The 13,621-nt window shown below is 65.1% G+C and carries 11 protein-coding genes, 3 pseudogenes and 1 other annotated feature; of the genes and pseudogenes, 8 read left to right on the top strand and 6 right to left on the bottom strand.

Going from position 1 to position 13,621, the window contains the following annotated elements:
• Window positions 1-3: 3 nt before the first annotated feature.
• Window positions 4-915, top strand: coding sequence for an enoyl-CoA hydratase (locus G6N13_RS18745; RefSeq protein WP_163699372.1), 912 nt, complete (start codon window positions 4-6; stop codon window positions 913-915).
• Between the two features lie 367 nt (window positions 916-1,282).
• Window positions 1,283-1,846, top strand: coding sequence for a C40 family peptidase (locus tag G6N13_RS18740; protein ID WP_163699370.1), 564 nt, complete (start codon window positions 1,283-1,285; stop codon window positions 1,844-1,846).
• A gap of 46 nt (window positions 1,847-1,892) precedes the next feature.
• Here the strand turns inward: G6N13_RS18740 and G6N13_RS18735 are convergent, their stop codons facing one another.
• Together G6N13_RS18735 and G6N13_RS25370 are read right to left on the bottom strand one after the other, a co-directional pair.
• A complete protein-coding gene (locus tag G6N13_RS18735) occupies window positions 1,893-3,434 on the bottom strand; it encodes a TLP1 C-terminal extension domain-containing protein (RefSeq protein WP_163699367.1) in 1,542 nt (513 codons plus the stop codon).
• A gap of 68 nt (window positions 3,435-3,502) precedes the next feature.
• Window positions 3,503-3,949, bottom strand: a pseudogene (locus G6N13_RS25370) (MCE-family protein MCE1A); the annotation flags it as partial.
• A gap of 185 nt (window positions 3,950-4,134) precedes the next feature.
• Between G6N13_RS25370 and aceA the strand changes: the two are divergent.
• The 3 genes from aceA (at window position 4,135) to G6N13_RS18715 (ending at window position 8,201) form a co-directional block, all read left to right on the top strand.
• On the top strand, window positions 4,135-6,438 hold the full coding sequence (gene aceA / locus G6N13_RS18725) for an isocitrate lyase ICL2 (RefSeq protein WP_163699366.1): 2,304 nt from the start codon (window positions 4,135-4,137) through the stop codon (window positions 6,436-6,438).
• A gap of 441 nt (window positions 6,439-6,879) precedes the next feature.
• Complete coding sequence (locus G6N13_RS18720) at window positions 6,880-7,038, top strand: hypothetical protein (RefSeq protein ID WP_163699364.1); 159 nt, start codon at window positions 6,880-6,882, stop codon at window positions 7,036-7,038.
• A gap of 5 nt (window positions 7,039-7,043) precedes the next feature.
• Window positions 7,044-8,201: an App1 family protein phosphatidate phosphatase gene (locus G6N13_RS18715; RefSeq protein WP_163699362.1), complete on the top strand. Its 1,158-nt coding sequence runs from the start codon at window positions 7,044-7,046 to the stop codon at window positions 8,199-8,201.
• A gap of 22 nt (window positions 8,202-8,223) precedes the next feature.
• On the opposite strand, the gene G6N13_RS18710 is transcribed toward G6N13_RS18715, so the two are convergent.
• Together G6N13_RS18710 and G6N13_RS25365 are read right to left on the bottom strand one after the other, a co-directional pair.
• Window positions 8,224-9,327 carry an SLC13 family permease gene (locus G6N13_RS18710; protein ID WP_407663940.1) on the bottom strand — a complete coding sequence of 368 codons (1,104 nt, stop codon included), beginning with the start codon at window positions 9,325-9,327 and terminating at the stop codon, window positions 8,224-8,226.
• Entirely contained in the window at window positions 9,321-9,662 is a 342-nt protein-coding gene (locus G6N13_RS25365; protein ID WP_235677817.1) for an SLC13 family permease, read from the bottom strand. The genes G6N13_RS18710 and G6N13_RS25365 overlap by 7 nt, the downstream gene beginning before the upstream one ends.
• A gap of 125 nt (window positions 9,663-9,787) precedes the next feature.
• Here G6N13_RS25365 and G6N13_RS18705 point away from each other — a divergent pair, with 125 nt between their 5' ends.
• The gene (locus G6N13_RS18705; RefSeq protein ID WP_163699359.1) at window positions 9,788-10,027 is read left to right on the top strand and encodes a hypothetical protein; all 240 of its coding nucleotides are present in this window, start codon (window positions 9,788-9,790) and stop codon (window positions 10,025-10,027) included.
• Window positions 10,028-10,248: 221 nt separating this feature from the next.
• On the opposite strand, the gene G6N13_RS25360 is transcribed toward G6N13_RS18705, so the two are convergent.
• Window positions 10,249-10,893, bottom strand: coding sequence for a maleylpyruvate isomerase N-terminal domain-containing protein (locus tag G6N13_RS25360; RefSeq protein ID WP_163699357.1), 645 nt, complete (start codon window positions 10,891-10,893; stop codon window positions 10,249-10,251).
• A pseudogene (locus G6N13_RS18695) lies at window positions 10,841-11,611 on the bottom strand (SigB/SigF/SigG family RNA polymerase sigma factor); the annotation flags it as partial. The pseudogene G6N13_RS18695 and the gene G6N13_RS25360, both read right to left, overlap by 53 nt.
• A gap of 269 nt (window positions 11,612-11,880) precedes the next feature.
• On the opposite strand from G6N13_RS18695, the gene G6N13_RS18690 reads away from it, so the two are divergent.
• On the top strand, window positions 11,881-12,285 hold the full coding sequence (locus G6N13_RS18690) for a site-specific integrase (RefSeq protein ID WP_179965016.1): 405 nt from the start codon (window positions 11,881-11,883) through the stop codon (window positions 12,283-12,285).
• A gap of 51 nt (window positions 12,286-12,336) precedes the next feature.
• A pseudogene (locus tag G6N13_RS18685) lies at window positions 12,337-13,593 on the top strand (IS3 family transposase).
• Window positions 12,635-12,763 (top strand) — a sequence feature (AL1L pseudoknot). It overlaps the preceding pseudogene by 129 nt.
• Window positions 13,594-13,621: the final 28 nt, after the last annotated feature.

Raw genomic sequence — 13,621 nt, 5'->3', positions numbered from 1 at the left:
GCCATGCCCCAGGACTACCGTTTCCTCACCTACGAAGAGCTCGATGACGGCCGCATCGCGCGCATCATGCTCAATCGGCCCGAGGCGCGCAACGCCCAGAACCGCGGCCTGCTGGTGGAACTCAACGAGGCGTTCCTGGCCGCGGAGGCCGACGACAAGGTTCGAGTAGTCATCCTGGGCGGTCATGGTCCGATGTTCTCCTCCGGCCACGACCTGGGGTCCTCGGTGTCGCGGGCCGAGCACAGCCCCGGGCCGGACCAGCACCCGAGCTTCACGGTGAATGGTGCCACCCGCGAAGGCGCCGAAAGCCTGATGCTGCAGGAATGGCATCACTTCTTCTCCAACACCCGCCGTTGGCGCGACCTACGCAAGATCACCGTCGCCCAGGTCCACGGTGACGTCTATGCCGCCGCGCTGATGCTGATGTGGGCGTGCGACCTGATCGTGGCCGCCGAAGGCACCCGCTTCGCCGATGTCGTCGGCGCGCGGCTGGGTATGTGCGGCGTCGAGTACTTCGCTCACCCATGGGAGTTCGGGCCACGCAAGACCAAGGAGCTGATGCTCACCGGTGATGCGATGACGGTTGACGAGGCGTATCAGCTGGGCATGATCTCGAAGGTCTTCCCACCAGACGAACTCGCCGATAAGACGCTGGAGTTCGCCCGTCGGATCGCCGAAGTTCCGACCATGGCGGCGCTGCTGGCCAAGGAAGCCGTCAACCAGACGCAGGACAACATGGGCTTCTACAACGCGCTGAACGCCTGCTTCACTCTGCACCAGCTCAACCACTCACATTGGGCGCAGGTGCACGACAACGGTTGGCCGGTGGGTCTCGAGGAGGACGGCCTGCCGAACTGGAAGACCGCCCCGCCGATCGTGCCCGCCGTCAAGGATCAGGTTCGCGCGCAAAGCTGAAACCATCGCATTCTTCGCCGGCTGTGCGGTTTCGACCGCAACGAGCCGACGTCGTTTCGCCTCGGCAAGAGCACGATCACGGCAACGCACCGTTTGCAGCTCTTCTGAATCGATCAAGTCATCACAGACCTGTCACGGCCGCATCAGGGCATCTCTCTGGGCCAACTGTGTCCGCGTAACCGCTGACCAAGCGCGCTTGTCGAAAACCCCTGGTAGAGAGTTTAAGTCGCGTAACGCGCAAAGCTAGCACAGCCGATTACGTTCGGAATATTCAGCGAAACTGTTAAGTGCACCACACCATTTTGCGAAACGTGCTGCAAAGCACACACTTTGGTATGCACGCCACTTAGTTGTTAGCTTCGGCGACATGTTTGCAATCGCGACGTTGATGACTCTGATTAGTCAGGTGTCAAGCACGCCGTACGTCCCTGGTGGGGACAGTCCGGCTGGCACCGACTGCTCAGGGCTGGCCTCCTGGGTGGCCAATGCGGCCACCGGCAGGCCCGTGTACGGCAGCCGGTTCCACACCGGCAACGAGGAAGCAGCGCTGCTCGCCCGAGGTTTCCACTACGGAACCGCCCCGAACTCTCTCGTGATCGGCTGGAATGGCGGGCACACCGCTGTCACGCTGCCCGACGGCACCGCGGTGTCCAGCGGTGAGGGCGGTGGCGTGCGGATCGGTGGCGGCGGCGCCTATCAGCCGCAGTTCACCCACCACATGTACCTGCCGATGCCCGCCGACGACATGGCCGATCCCCTGGCACCGCCGGCGCCCGATGCGCCTACTCCGGATGCGCCGGTGTTCGTCGACGCCATGGTCGACGCACCGCCGCCACCGGCCGACCAGCTGCCGCCGCCCGCCGGGGACATCGTGCCCGCTGATGCCCAAATTGCGCCACCGGCAGGCGATCTCGCGCCTGAGCCCGCCTAGAAATCTCCGAACGACCAGCCGCAGGGCAGGCGGCGACGTACCGGTTTCAGGAACCCACAACGGGAGCACAGGAACCCACAATGGGAGCAGGGGTGAATAACCCCTCGGCCACGCTAACGGGCCCGCCCACCAGATCTGTCTCCATGGCCGTCGCCATCACCTGTTCATCGTGGTTGCGCGCCACTGTGCGCCTGCCGTCGAGCAGGTCGATGACCGCGACGCACCGTTCCGGATGCCCATCCTCGAAGAGGACTGTGTAGGCGACGACGGTACCGTCGCCAGTTGAATTGCCGGCCATCGGCACCCGAGGCTCCGCCTTGGCCACATCGGCACTTACATCGACAACGACAAAGGGCTTGGCGGGCGGATCGGAGCTGAGCACCAACGCGGCCTGTTTGGTGTAGAAACCGCTGACGCAACTGATCAGTGCCGAACGTGCGTGCGAATCGGAAAGCTCCTGCGCCGCAGTGGCGATGGCGTGAAAGACGTAGCTGTTGAGCGGTCCACCGGCAAAGGACATGCCACCGGTCACCGTGAGATCCCGGTCTGCGGATATGCCCAAGCCCTCGGCACCCACCAGCGCCGGGACGGGGAATGCGCTGTAAAGGTCGAACAAGTCTGCCCCGGCCGGCTCCAGACCAGTATGCCGCCGCACCGCGTCGGCGATGATCCGCATCGCGGCGGGCTGATGCAGCCGCGTCCGGGCTGCCACGGGCACAACATGATTGGACTCGGCAGCAATCACCGGGAAACACCATCGGCTGCGCGGTATCCCCATTGCGTCTGCTGTGGCGGCGGTGGCGAAGACCAGCGCGCAGCCCTGATCCACCGTCCATGTCGTGATCATCAGCTTCGTATACGGGAAGGCGATCATGGGGTTCGACGGCGATGCGTCCCGTATCTCGCCGCGACTATAAGGATGGGTTCGCACGGCGTGCGGATTTGTCGCGGCGATCTGGACAAAACGTTCATATAGCGCGGCCACGGCGTCGCGGTGCTCGTCGGGGCTGCGCCTGTGCTCGGCTCGCCAGTGGCTGTCGATCAGGGAGTAGTAGCCCGGGGTGGCCGCCAGCCCGGCCGCCGCTTCGGCCGGGTGACTCATGTTGTCGTCGAACTCGGCCGACGACAATGTCTCACCGGGTGTGGTGCCGTCTGGCTGTTCGGTGACCGGTGCCGAATGACCGGCACCACCGGCCCGCACGTGGCGGTAATGGGCCTCCCCGCCGACAACGAGCGCGACAGTGGCCTCGCCGGACTGGACTGCCTGGCAGGCGCGCGCGATCAGGCTGTGCTGCATCACCCCGATCTTTGCGAGCACGGTGTGAGCTCCCGTAGCGCCGATACGATCGGCGACCAGACGACCCGGATCCGGGTAACGGGTCAGCCCCTCGGTGACACCGATCCAGTCGACCAAGCGCAGCGCGGCAGCCGCCAACCCGGTACCCTCGGCGGCTTGGGCCATCAGCTCGACGGGCTCACACGCATCGCGGAAGTCGTTGTCGCGGCGGCTGACCTGATGCCAGCCGATGAGCACCGGAGTGTTCGGATCAATGGCGTGTGCGTCGGGAGGCTGCGGCGCTGAACTCACGCGGTCAGCTTAGACACCTCCGATCGCCAGGGGTTGATGGTGTTCTTCCCGACCTGACGGCCCCACACCTATTCGGTGAGCAGCGGCTGGCCGAGTTCGAAGTGGTCGTCTGGCGCAATCGCCGCGCCATCATCGACCACGAGGTAGGGCCGCGCCGGCCAGAATTTACGGTCGATCGTCTGCCAGCACCCGGGCGCGCCACCAGGCCCGCCCCGACCATTTGTTCACCGCAAACTGTCCGGGTAGACATCGGGATTGGGGGCGCCGAGGATCTCGGTCATGGCGCTAAGCGAATATCGGTCATGGTGCTAAGCGAACAGCCGTTGCCGCCGAAGGCTTCGAAAGCGGCGGGCTACACCTGGGCAATGGTGCACAGGCTGCAGAACAGCTCCGGGCTGTACGTGTCGAGCAGGCGGGTCGTCGATGTCCTTCTGCTGAGCGTTCAGCGAGTGCGCTGTGGTCACCAGATTGTCCAGCGCACCCCGCAGGTCCGGGCTGGCAGTGAAGGAGACGTCGGCCGACGTCCAGATTTTGGAGCCCGGGTGAACGCGATAGGCCCAACTAGCCGCAATGGTGATTGCCGATGTCGGCGGTGCGGGTGCGCCAAACCCACTCGTGCCGGAGGTGGAGCTGGGATAATCGAACTCGCCGTCGGGGGTTGGCACCCGCGGAAACCAGCTCAGCGAGGAGCGTGCGACCTATGTCCATCATCGAAGCGGACTCAGCGACCCAGTCACCGTTCGACCGTGAGGTCGCCGAGACACAGCAGTACTTCGACAGCCCGCGGTTCGAGGGGATCACTCGGCTCTACACCGCACGGCAGGTCGTCGAACAGCGCGGCACGATCCCGAATGACCACACCGTCGCCCGCGAGGCCGCCACCGCTTTCCACAAACGCCTGCGCGAACTCTTCGCGGTCAAGAAGAGCATCACCACCTTCGGCCCGTACTCGCCGGGCCAGGCGGTGACGATGAAACGGATGGGCATCGAGGGCATCTACCTCGGCGGCTGGGCGACGTCGGCCAAGGGTTCGGTCACCGAGGATCCCGGCCCCGATCTCGCAAGCTACCCGCTGAGCCAGGTGCCCGAGGAAGCGGCCGGGCTGGTGCGCGCGCTGCTGACCGCCGACCGTAACCAGCAGTACCTGCGCCTGCAGATGACGCCCGAACAGCGCGCGACGCAACCCGCCGTCGACTACCGGCCATTCATCGTCGCCGACGCTGACACCGGCCACGGTGGAGATCCCCACGTGCGCAACCTTATTCGGCGATTCGTGGAGGCCGGCGTGCCTGGTTATCACATCGAGGACCAACGCCCCGGCACCAAGAAGTGCGGTCATCAGGGTGGCAAAGTGCTGGTGCCGTCCGACGAACAGCTCAAGCGGCTCAACACCGCCCGCTTCCAGCTCGACATCATGAACGTGCCCGGCCTCATCGTCGCCCGCACCGATGCCGAGGCCGCCAACCTCATCGACAGCCGGGCCGACGAACGCGATCAGCCGTTCCTGCTCGGGGCAACCAATCTCAAGGTCCCCCCGTACAAGTCGTGCTTCCTGGCGATGGTGCGGGGCTTCTACGAGGCCGGGGTGACCGAACTCAACGGGCACCTGCTCTACGCGCTGCCCGACGGCGAGTACGCCATTGCGGACGCATGGCTGCAGCGCCAGGGCATCTTCGAGCTGATCGCCGCACAGGCCGCCGCCTGGCGCGACGGCCAGGAGCACTCGCTCGACGCCCTCTTCGACAAGGTCGAGTCGACGTTCGTCGACGCCTGGCAGGATGACGCCGGGCTGGACACCTATGGCGACGCGGTCGCCGAGCTGTTGAAGTTCCGCGAGGGCGAGGGCGAACCGCACGAGATGAGCGCAGCCGATTGGCTCACCTTCGCCAAGACCGCGTCGCTGTACGCGGCCCGGGAAAAAGCCCGCGAACTGGGCGTGGACGCACCCTGGGATCCCGAGCGGGCCAAGACCCCTGAGGGCTACTACCAGGTGCGCGGCGGTATCCCGTATGCCATCGCGAAATCTCTTGCGGCAGCGCCATTTGCGGATCTGCTGTGGATGGAGACCAAAACCGCAGACCTTGCGGACGCCCGCGAGTTCGCCGAAGCCGTGCATGCTGTCTACCCGGACAAGATGCTGGCTTACAACCTCTCCCCCTCGTTCAACTGGGATACCACCGGGATGAGCGACGAAGAGATGCGCGCCTTCCCCGAAGAGCTGGCCAAGATGGGCTTCGTCTTCAATTTCATGACCTACGGCGGTCATCAGATCGACGGGGTCGCCGCCGAGGAGTTCGCCACCGCCCTGCGCCAGGACGGTATGTTGGCGCTTGCCCGCTTACAGCGCAAGATGCGGCTGGTTGAATCTCCCTACCGCACACCACAAACACTGGTGGGTGGGCCGCGCAGCGATGCGGCGCTGGCCGCGTCGTCTGGCCGTACCGCCACCACAAAGTCCATGGGCAAGGGCTCCACACAACACCAGCATCTGGTGCAGACCGAGGTGCCCAAGAAGCTCCTCGAAGAGTGGCTGGCGCTCTGGAACGAGCATTATCAGCTTGGCGAAAAGCTACGGGTGACATTGCGGCCACGCCGGGCCGGAGGCGAGGTGCTCGAGCTCGGCATCTGGGGCACCCGCGAGGATGGTGGCGAGGAGGAGCTGCTGGCGAACGTGCTCGTCGATCCGATCAAGGACCGGCACGGCCGCAGCATCCTCACGGTACGCGACCAGAACACCTACGCCGAGAAGCTGCGCCAGAAGCGCCTGATGACGCTGATCCACCTATGGATGGTGCATCGGTTCAAGGCCGACGCGGTGTATTACGTCACGCCTACCGAGGACAACATCTATCAGGCCGACAAGATGAAGGCACACGGCATCTTCAGCGATGTACACAAGGACGTCGGCGAGATCATCGTTGCCGACGTCAATCACGACCGGATCACCGAGTTGCTCGAGCCCGACCGGGCCGCACTCAAGCGGCTCATCGCCAAAGCGGACTGAGCCCCCGAATCGGCAACATCCCGGCGGCGACTCGGCGCTCGTGGACGTTCGCTGACGCCAAGAGAGTGAACGGTGTTCATTCGCCGGAATTGGCCAGGTAGAGAGCCGCCCGCGGCAGACACCGGTTAGCCAAGCCACGGCGCCGTTGGTCGGTCGCCGTGGCCGCGCTTGCCGCCCTCCCGGTGGCCGGCATCCCCACCGCCAGCTCCGGCGCGCTGCCCACCAACGCCGCCACACCAGGAAGCCCTGAGTGCTGCGCCAAACTCGTGGCGGCCAACTCCGTCGACCTGACCAAGGCGTCGATCAGCGGGCACTACGTCGTCACGACCCAGACCGATCTGGTGGCCAGCAGAAGTGCGGTCACTCAGCAACGGTCTGTACGTGTCGGCGGTCGGGGGTCTGATGGCGGTCGTCAAGGGGTGAGCGCGTATCGGCGCCGCGGTGTTCGCGGCCGGACTGTCACTGGCTGCTCCCCACGCGGTTGGGACCGCGGCCGCCGATTCCTCCGACCGCGGTTCGGGCCTGGCGGGCTACACCGCGGTGCTCGCGAATCTGTCCGGCAGTTCCATCGACCCGTCCTCATCGGTATTCGTACTGTAGAACTCATGCCCCGACTCCCCCGTTGGATCGCCGCGGATCTGACCGCGAAGCTGCGCAGCCCCGAGGCCGCCGCGGTGGTAGCGGGCCTGGAAGGCAAGTTGACCGAGCGGCGCCGCGACTACAAGGTGCAGTCCGGAGCCTTTCGCGGTGTCCGGGTGCTGGTCTATCGCGGGTTCGTCACCGACAACGTGGCCAAGGTCCGGGTTCGGGTCTTCGAGACCCCGGAGCTCCCGGGCGACAGCCGGATCCCGTACTGGGAGGTCGCACAGAGCAATCTGCGCCGGCATGCCGCATTATCGATCGTCGGTGCGCAGGTCGAGTTACGGGTCGGTCGGCACCGGGCCACCGAGGTCACCGACGCACACGGCTTCGCCAACTTCTCGCTGCCCGTGCCGAAGCTGCGCACCGGCTGGCACCCGGCCGAAGCTGTTGTTGCGGGGATTGGCGACGAGCCGACCGTGGGTGCGGGGCTGGTGATCAAGCCGTCGTTGACCGCGCCGTTCCTGGTGATCTCCGATATCGACGACACGATCCTGCTCACCGGCTTGACCGAGGGCCTGACGATGGTGGCCCGCACGTTGCTGCGTGATGTGGAGCAGCGCAGCGCGATTCCCGGGATGTCGGCGCTGTATCGCGGACTGGCACGGGGCGTACCCGGGCGCACTGGAAAGCCCCGTCCGGAGCCGGCGTTCTTCTACGTGTCCACCGGCAGCTGGTCGTTCTATTCGATGCTGGATCAGTTCGTCGAACTGCGGGATTTCCCATCGGGTCCGATGTTCCTTACCGACTGGGGTCCGACCGAGCGGTATCTGAGGCGTAGCGGTGCCGAGCACAAGCGCGCGGCAGTCCGCCGACTGTTCAAGGCCTACCCGAGTATGCGGTTCGTGCTGGTCGGCGACAGTGGTCAGCGCGATCCCCTCATCTACGAGGAGATGGCACGCGCATTTCCCGGCCGGGTTGCGCTGGCCCTGATCAGACAGGTCGGCTCAGAGGCCGACGAACGCAATAACCAGCTGCGGAAACACGCGGAACTTCTTCAGGCTGAAGGCATTCCGCTGCATCTGGTACTCGACGCCAGGCAGGCCGCCCAGCTGGCTGCCAACCTCGGGTTGTGCGACCAGGAGACGGTGATGCAGGTCGGCACCGACCTGCACGATTCCTGAGCGCGATATCTGCGCCGGGTGACTACAGCGAATTCGCCCAGGCAACACCGAATGCCGCCGCCACCGAGACCACCGTCAGCGGAATGCCGAATCGCAGGAATGTCGCGATGCTGTATCCACCCGGCTTCATGACCATCAGGTTGGACTGGTGGCTGAATGGGTTGAGGAACGTGAACGAGATGCACGTGCCGATCAGGGTGAGCAGCAGAAGAGGATCCAGACCGGTGGAAGCAGCGACGGTCAGCGCCACCGGCGTGAGGATCGCCGCGGCCGCCGCATTGGTCACGACATTGGTCAGCACCGTCGTGACGATCGCGATGACCAGCATCACCAAGACCGTGCTTCCGGTCGACATGGCCAGAACCGCCACCGCGGTCCACGTCTTGGCGGTCTGGGGAGCCTTGCCCGCGACTTGTTGCCACAGCCCGACCAGCGAATGGTCAGCGAGAGCAGTCACCGAACTCGTTGTGACAAGGCACATTTCTCCTGGCAATGCCGCCGTGTCGCGCAGCCGCTTCGTGGACTGCGCGGCGATCACCTGCACGGCCTCCTCTTCCTCGAGATCACGTATGCTCGCCGACTCGTCGTCGGCGATCGACACTATATAGAGTTCCTGGTTCGCGTGCCCGAAACGTATACTGCCCCACAGCATCCGAACACCGGACTCGGTGGCGCGGTAGATGAGAACATCGCCGGCCGCCACGATGCCGTCCGGGCCGATGACGTCGCCCCAGCGCTGGATCTCGACCAACTCGAATTCCGAGGTAGTGCTGACCCCGAGCTCGGCGGCGCTGCGTCCCACCGCGTTGGCACCGGCGGCCACCGGAATCTCAGCGCGCCAGTCCAGCTTTCGCGCGGACCGCTCGGGGCGTCCCCGCAGCATCAGCGGTGCCGCGATCACTAGCACCAGCCACCCGATCAGTGCGACGGGCACCGCGATCGGCACGAACGAGAACATCTTGATGTCCACGCCGGCTGGTGCGGCCAGCCCGGCGATCAGCAGGTTAGAGCTGGTGCCGATCAGGGCCGAACCGGCGAGGGTGGTCGGATGGGCGATGGGCAGCAGCACGCCTCGGGCGGGAACGCCGGACTGCTGTTCCAATTCCTTGGTGGCGGGGATCAGCATGGCCACGATCGGGTGGTGTTGATCAACGCAGAGACGATCCCGACCGGCGGGACGAGGCGGCGCAGAACCTGCCCGGAGCTCTGCACGCCGGCCAGCAAGCGGTAGGTGACGCGGGTGATCACCCCGGTATGCCGCACTCCCTTGGCGATGACGAGCATCGCCGCGATCGTGATCACACCGCCGTTGCTCAACCCTCCGAACAGTTGGGCCGGGGTGGCGATCCCCGCGAGGCCGGCGACCACGAGCGCGCAGATGAGTGCCAGTACCGCCGGTTGTCGTCCGGTCGTCATCACGATGAGAGTGACCACCACGATCACCGCGGCGAGGAGTGTCATAGCGGAACTATGCGCCATCACACGCAGCACCGGTGGTGCGGGAACATTCGCGCGAGGCGACAGGAAATTCACAGCTCCGCTCGTAACGTGCCGCCAGAGTCGCCATCGCTGACCTGGAGTCGGCGATGGGTGACAAGATCCGTTCCGCCCAGTCCTCGGTGGCGGCCCAGGACTTGGAGATTCAGTTGGGCAAGTGGGCCGAGGGCGCGGCGTTGTCGGCCAAGGCGCAACGTGCTGAAGCAAATCCAGCAGAAATCCCAGCGCCCGCGAACGCCGCAGAATCCGACACTGTGCGAGCGGTACGGCTCATCACTGATGCCACGGCCGCCCTGCGCCAAGCGTGCTCGCAGCTGAAACTCAACTAGGACGCGCCACGTCGGATGCGGCACGCCACAGAACCGCTCGCCGAGTCGAATTGGCTTGGCGGGACTGACATTGCAGTGGTAGACATCGCAGCCGACGGATCTGACGCGCACTACGCCGAGCTGGCCTCAGTCGCCTCGGCGAGCCAGCTGCGTACCGCAGTCACATCGGCGAACGTGCCGGCTCAAGGTGGTGCCGACCCTACGAACCCCAAGCAACTACCTCAGAATTCAACGCGTCGCAGAAAGCATTGCGGCGCAAGAATATTGCCCTCGACATGAACTCGGTCGGGTGAGCGGCGGCACCACAGGGACAGCAGTGGATCGGATATCGGCGCTCGCACTGTCACGTCGACCTGCCCGCACGCCGGAATGAGGCGTGACGGACCAGGCAGCACCTCGTCGACAAACTCGTCGACTCCCTCGACAGCGAGCGTCTGTTCGATGGGTTCATTGGCTCCAATGGCATCGGTGGCATCCCAGCAGTGCACAGCACTTTCCTGCGCGACGCGGTGCCTGATGAATCCCGCGGTCTTTCGTCGTCCGCACGTCCAGGCCGACGTATCGGGGTCAAGACTGTTCAGCACGGTCGCGGTCAGATACACGCTGTTGCGATACCAGGCCAAGAGGTCATCGCCGGGATACAAGCTTGCCGATGACGGGTTATCACGCGACGGCGCCGGTCCTCCTTGACTTGGAATGCCGGGTTGCCTTGGCCTTTTCGACCGTGCCTGCACCCGGGCCTGGAATGTCTCGAGACGCCATCTGTGCGCGGCGAGGCGAGATCGGCAGCGTGGGCGATGCCGCCTCCGCGTCTTCCATCCGCTTGCGGATGCCGGCGATCGCCTTGGACAGGATGCGCGAGACATGCATCTGCGAAACGCCGATCTGCTCGGCGATCTGAGACTGCGTCATGTTCTCAAAGAACCGCAACACCAAGACCGTTCGCTCGCGCTCCGGCAATGCCGCCAGCAGCGGCCGCACCGTCTCCACGTTCAGAACATTCTCCATGTTGGGATCAACGCTGCCCAGTCGCTCCGACAGCGGCCGCTGCCCGTCATCGGCCCGAACGGGAACATCCGTGGACTGCGTGCCGTAGGCGCTCGCCGCGACAAGGCCGTCGACGATCTCTTGGCGATCCATCCCGAGGTGGTTGGCGAGCTCGGTGGCCGTCGGTGCGCGCCCGAGTGTCTGGGACAGTTCTGACCTGCCCCGGTTGAGCTGAACGGTCAGATCCTTGAGTCGACGCGGGACTTTCAACGACCAGCTGTGGTCACGGAAGTACCTGCGAACCTCGCCCATCATCGTGGGGACGGCGAACGACAGGAAGTCGGAGCCGGTTTCGACATCGAAACGCTTCACTGCCTGCATCAGCCCGACGCGGGCCACCTGGACGAGGTCCTCGAGCGGCTCACCGCGATTGGCAAATCGGCGGGCGATGTGGTCGGCCAAGGGCAGGCAACGCGCAACGATCGCGTCCCGTTGCCGCTGAAAAGCCACTGTATCGGCGTCCAATGTCGCCAGGTGGCGAAACAGGTCGAGGACGTCTGCGTATTCGGATTCGCGCTCGGCGACGGGCTGGCTCATGAAAGTTCTCGTTCCGTTGCCGGGTGACTTCATCAAGTTGTTGGGCTCGCTACTGAACCTCGGCGTCTGTTCCCTGTTTGACGCATCGTGAAACCCGGGGCCCACAGCTAGGGATGGTAAACAATACCCAGGTTCTGGCCACCAAGGCAGCGCGCGACGATGACGTCGAAGGAGACAACCGATGTGCGGGGCCCGCATGACCGCGCTCATCGGCGCCCACCCGCAGGGCATCGCGGCAGCCGACATCGCCGCAGCATTCCCAGACCACGATGCGCACACCTGCCTATCTGGACTGCTTACGAGCCGACCGCGTGATCCGGGTAAAGCGCGCCGTCTACACGCTCAACACCAAACCCGACCAACCACCGGCACGCGGCGTCATCGCGCTGGTGGAACGCCCTTGTGACCCGATCCCCGAGGACGCACCCGCGACCGCCAAATCCTGGACTCTCGCCGAAGTCGAGCAGTTCCGGGCATCGGTACGCAACCACCGCCTGTTCGCCTGCTGGCTGCTCAGCTGCTACGGCCTGCGCCGGTCAGAAGTCCTCACCATCCGCCAGTCGGCCCTCGACGGTGACACCCTGTCCATCCGGCGCAGCCGTGTAGCCGTCGGCAAGGACGCCATCGAGAGCATGCCGAAATCTCGCCACAGCACGCGCGATCTACTCCGATGAAACGCCCTGGAAATCCCGGAGGCTCCTGACCTTGGAAACGAGGATGCAGGTATGCCGAAGGAACAGTCTGCCGGGAAGCCCACGGCGCGTCGTTACAGCCCGGAGGAGAAGGCCGCTGCGGTGCGGATGGTCCGGGCTCTGCGTGCCGAGTTGGGGACCGAGCAGGGAACCGTGTCGCGGGTGGCCCGCCAACTCGGCTACGGGGTGGAGTCGGTGCGGTCCTGGGTGCGTCAAGCCGATATTGACGAGGATGCGCTCCGGGAGTGTCCAGCGCGGAGTCGTCACGGATCAAAGAGCTCGAGCAGGAGATCCGAGAACTCAAGCGTGCCAACGAAATACTGAAACGTGCGGCCAGTTTTTTCGGGGCGGAGCTCGACCGCCAACACAAGAAATAGTCGATTTCATCGACGCCCAGCGCGAGTTCGGGGTCGAGCCCATCATCACCGTCCTGCGATCGGCAGGCGTGGTGATGGCCCCGAGCACTTACTACGACGCCAAGTCCCGCGGTCCGTCGGCGCGCGCGCAACGTGACGCCGAACTGGGGCCGCCCTGGTGGCCCTCTGGGAGGACAACTACCGCGTCTACGGGGCCCGCAAACTGTGGAAGACCGCCCGCCGAAATGGCCACGACGTGGGCCGCGATCAGGTGGGCCGGTTGATGCGGGCTGCCGGTATCTGCGGGGCACGGCGCGGTAAACGGGTCAAGACCACGAAGCCAGATGCCAGCGCTGCGCGGCACCCCGATCTGGTGAAGCGCAAGTTCACCGCGACCGCGCCGAACCAGCTTTGGGTGACGGATCTGACATTCGTGCCGACTTGGGCCGGCGTCGCGTACGCGTGTTTCATCGTCGATGCGTACTCCCGGATGATCGTGGGCTGGCGGGTGGCCGGCCATATGCGGACCTCGATGGTCCTCGACGCGTTGGAGATGGCGCGCTGGTCGCGCGGAAACCTGTTGGCGGGCTTGAGATGTCACTCCGATGCTGGGTCGCAGTTCACCTCCATTCGCTACGGCGAACGGCTCGCCGAGATCGGCGCGGTCCCCTCTATAGGTTCGATCGGGGACAGCTTCGATAACGCCTTGGCGGAGACGGTGAACGGCTACTACAAGGCCGAGCTGATCTACGGTCCCGCCCGCAGCGGGCCGTGGAAGACCGTCGAGGACGTCGAGCTGGCCACCCTCAGTTGGGTCTTCTGGCACAACACCAACCGCTTACACGGCTACCTCAACGACGTCCCGCCCGCTGAGTTCGAAGCCACGTTCTACGATGCCCAACGGAGCGACCAACACCTGGTCGAAATCCAATAGCCCGAGCCTCCGGCAGAACCAGGGCGTT

Source organism: Mycolicibacterium sarraceniae (assembly GCF_010731875.1).
Classification (GTDB): Bacteria; Actinomycetota; Actinomycetes; order Mycobacteriales; family Mycobacteriaceae; genus Mycobacterium; species Mycobacterium sarraceniae.
Note: the sequence above shows the minus strand (reverse complement) of the source record. Positions and strands in the feature narration are given on the sequence as shown.

What these genes read in the sequence shown, in the direction of transcription:
- G6N13_RS18745 (WP_163699372.1), top strand. Translation starts at nt 4, where the DNA reads ATGCCCCAGGACTACCGTTTCCTCACCTACGAAGAGCTCGATGACGGC.
- G6N13_RS18740 (WP_163699370.1), top strand. Translation starts at nt 1,283, where the DNA reads ATGTTTGCAATCGCGACGTTGATGACTCTGATTAGTCAGGTGTCAAGC.
- aceA (WP_163699366.1), top strand. Translation starts at nt 4,135, where the DNA reads ATGTCCATCATCGAAGCGGACTCAGCGACCCAGTCACCGTTCGACCGT.
- G6N13_RS18715 (WP_163699362.1), top strand. Translation starts at nt 7,044, where the DNA reads ATGCCCCGACTCCCCCGTTGGATCGCCGCGGATCTGACCGCGAAGCTG.
- G6N13_RS18710 (WP_407663940.1), bottom strand. Translation starts at nt 9,327, where the DNA reads ATGCTGATCCCCGCCACCAAGGAATTGGAACAGCAGTCCGGCGTTCCC.
- G6N13_RS25365 (WP_235677817.1), bottom strand. Translation starts at nt 9,662, where the DNA reads ATGACACTCCTCGCCGCGGTGATCGTGGTGGTCACTCTCATCGTGATG.
- G6N13_RS18705 (WP_163699359.1), top strand. Translation starts at nt 9,788, where the DNA reads ATGGGTGACAAGATCCGTTCCGCCCAGTCCTCGGTGGCGGCCCAGGAC.
- G6N13_RS25360 (WP_163699357.1), bottom strand. Translation starts at nt 10,893, where the DNA reads ATGTCTCGCGCATCCTGTCCAAGGCGATCGCCGGCATCCGCAAGCGGA.
- G6N13_RS18690 (WP_179965016.1), top strand. Translation starts at nt 11,881, where the DNA reads ATGCGCACACCTGCCTATCTGGACTGCTTACGAGCCGACCGCGTGATC.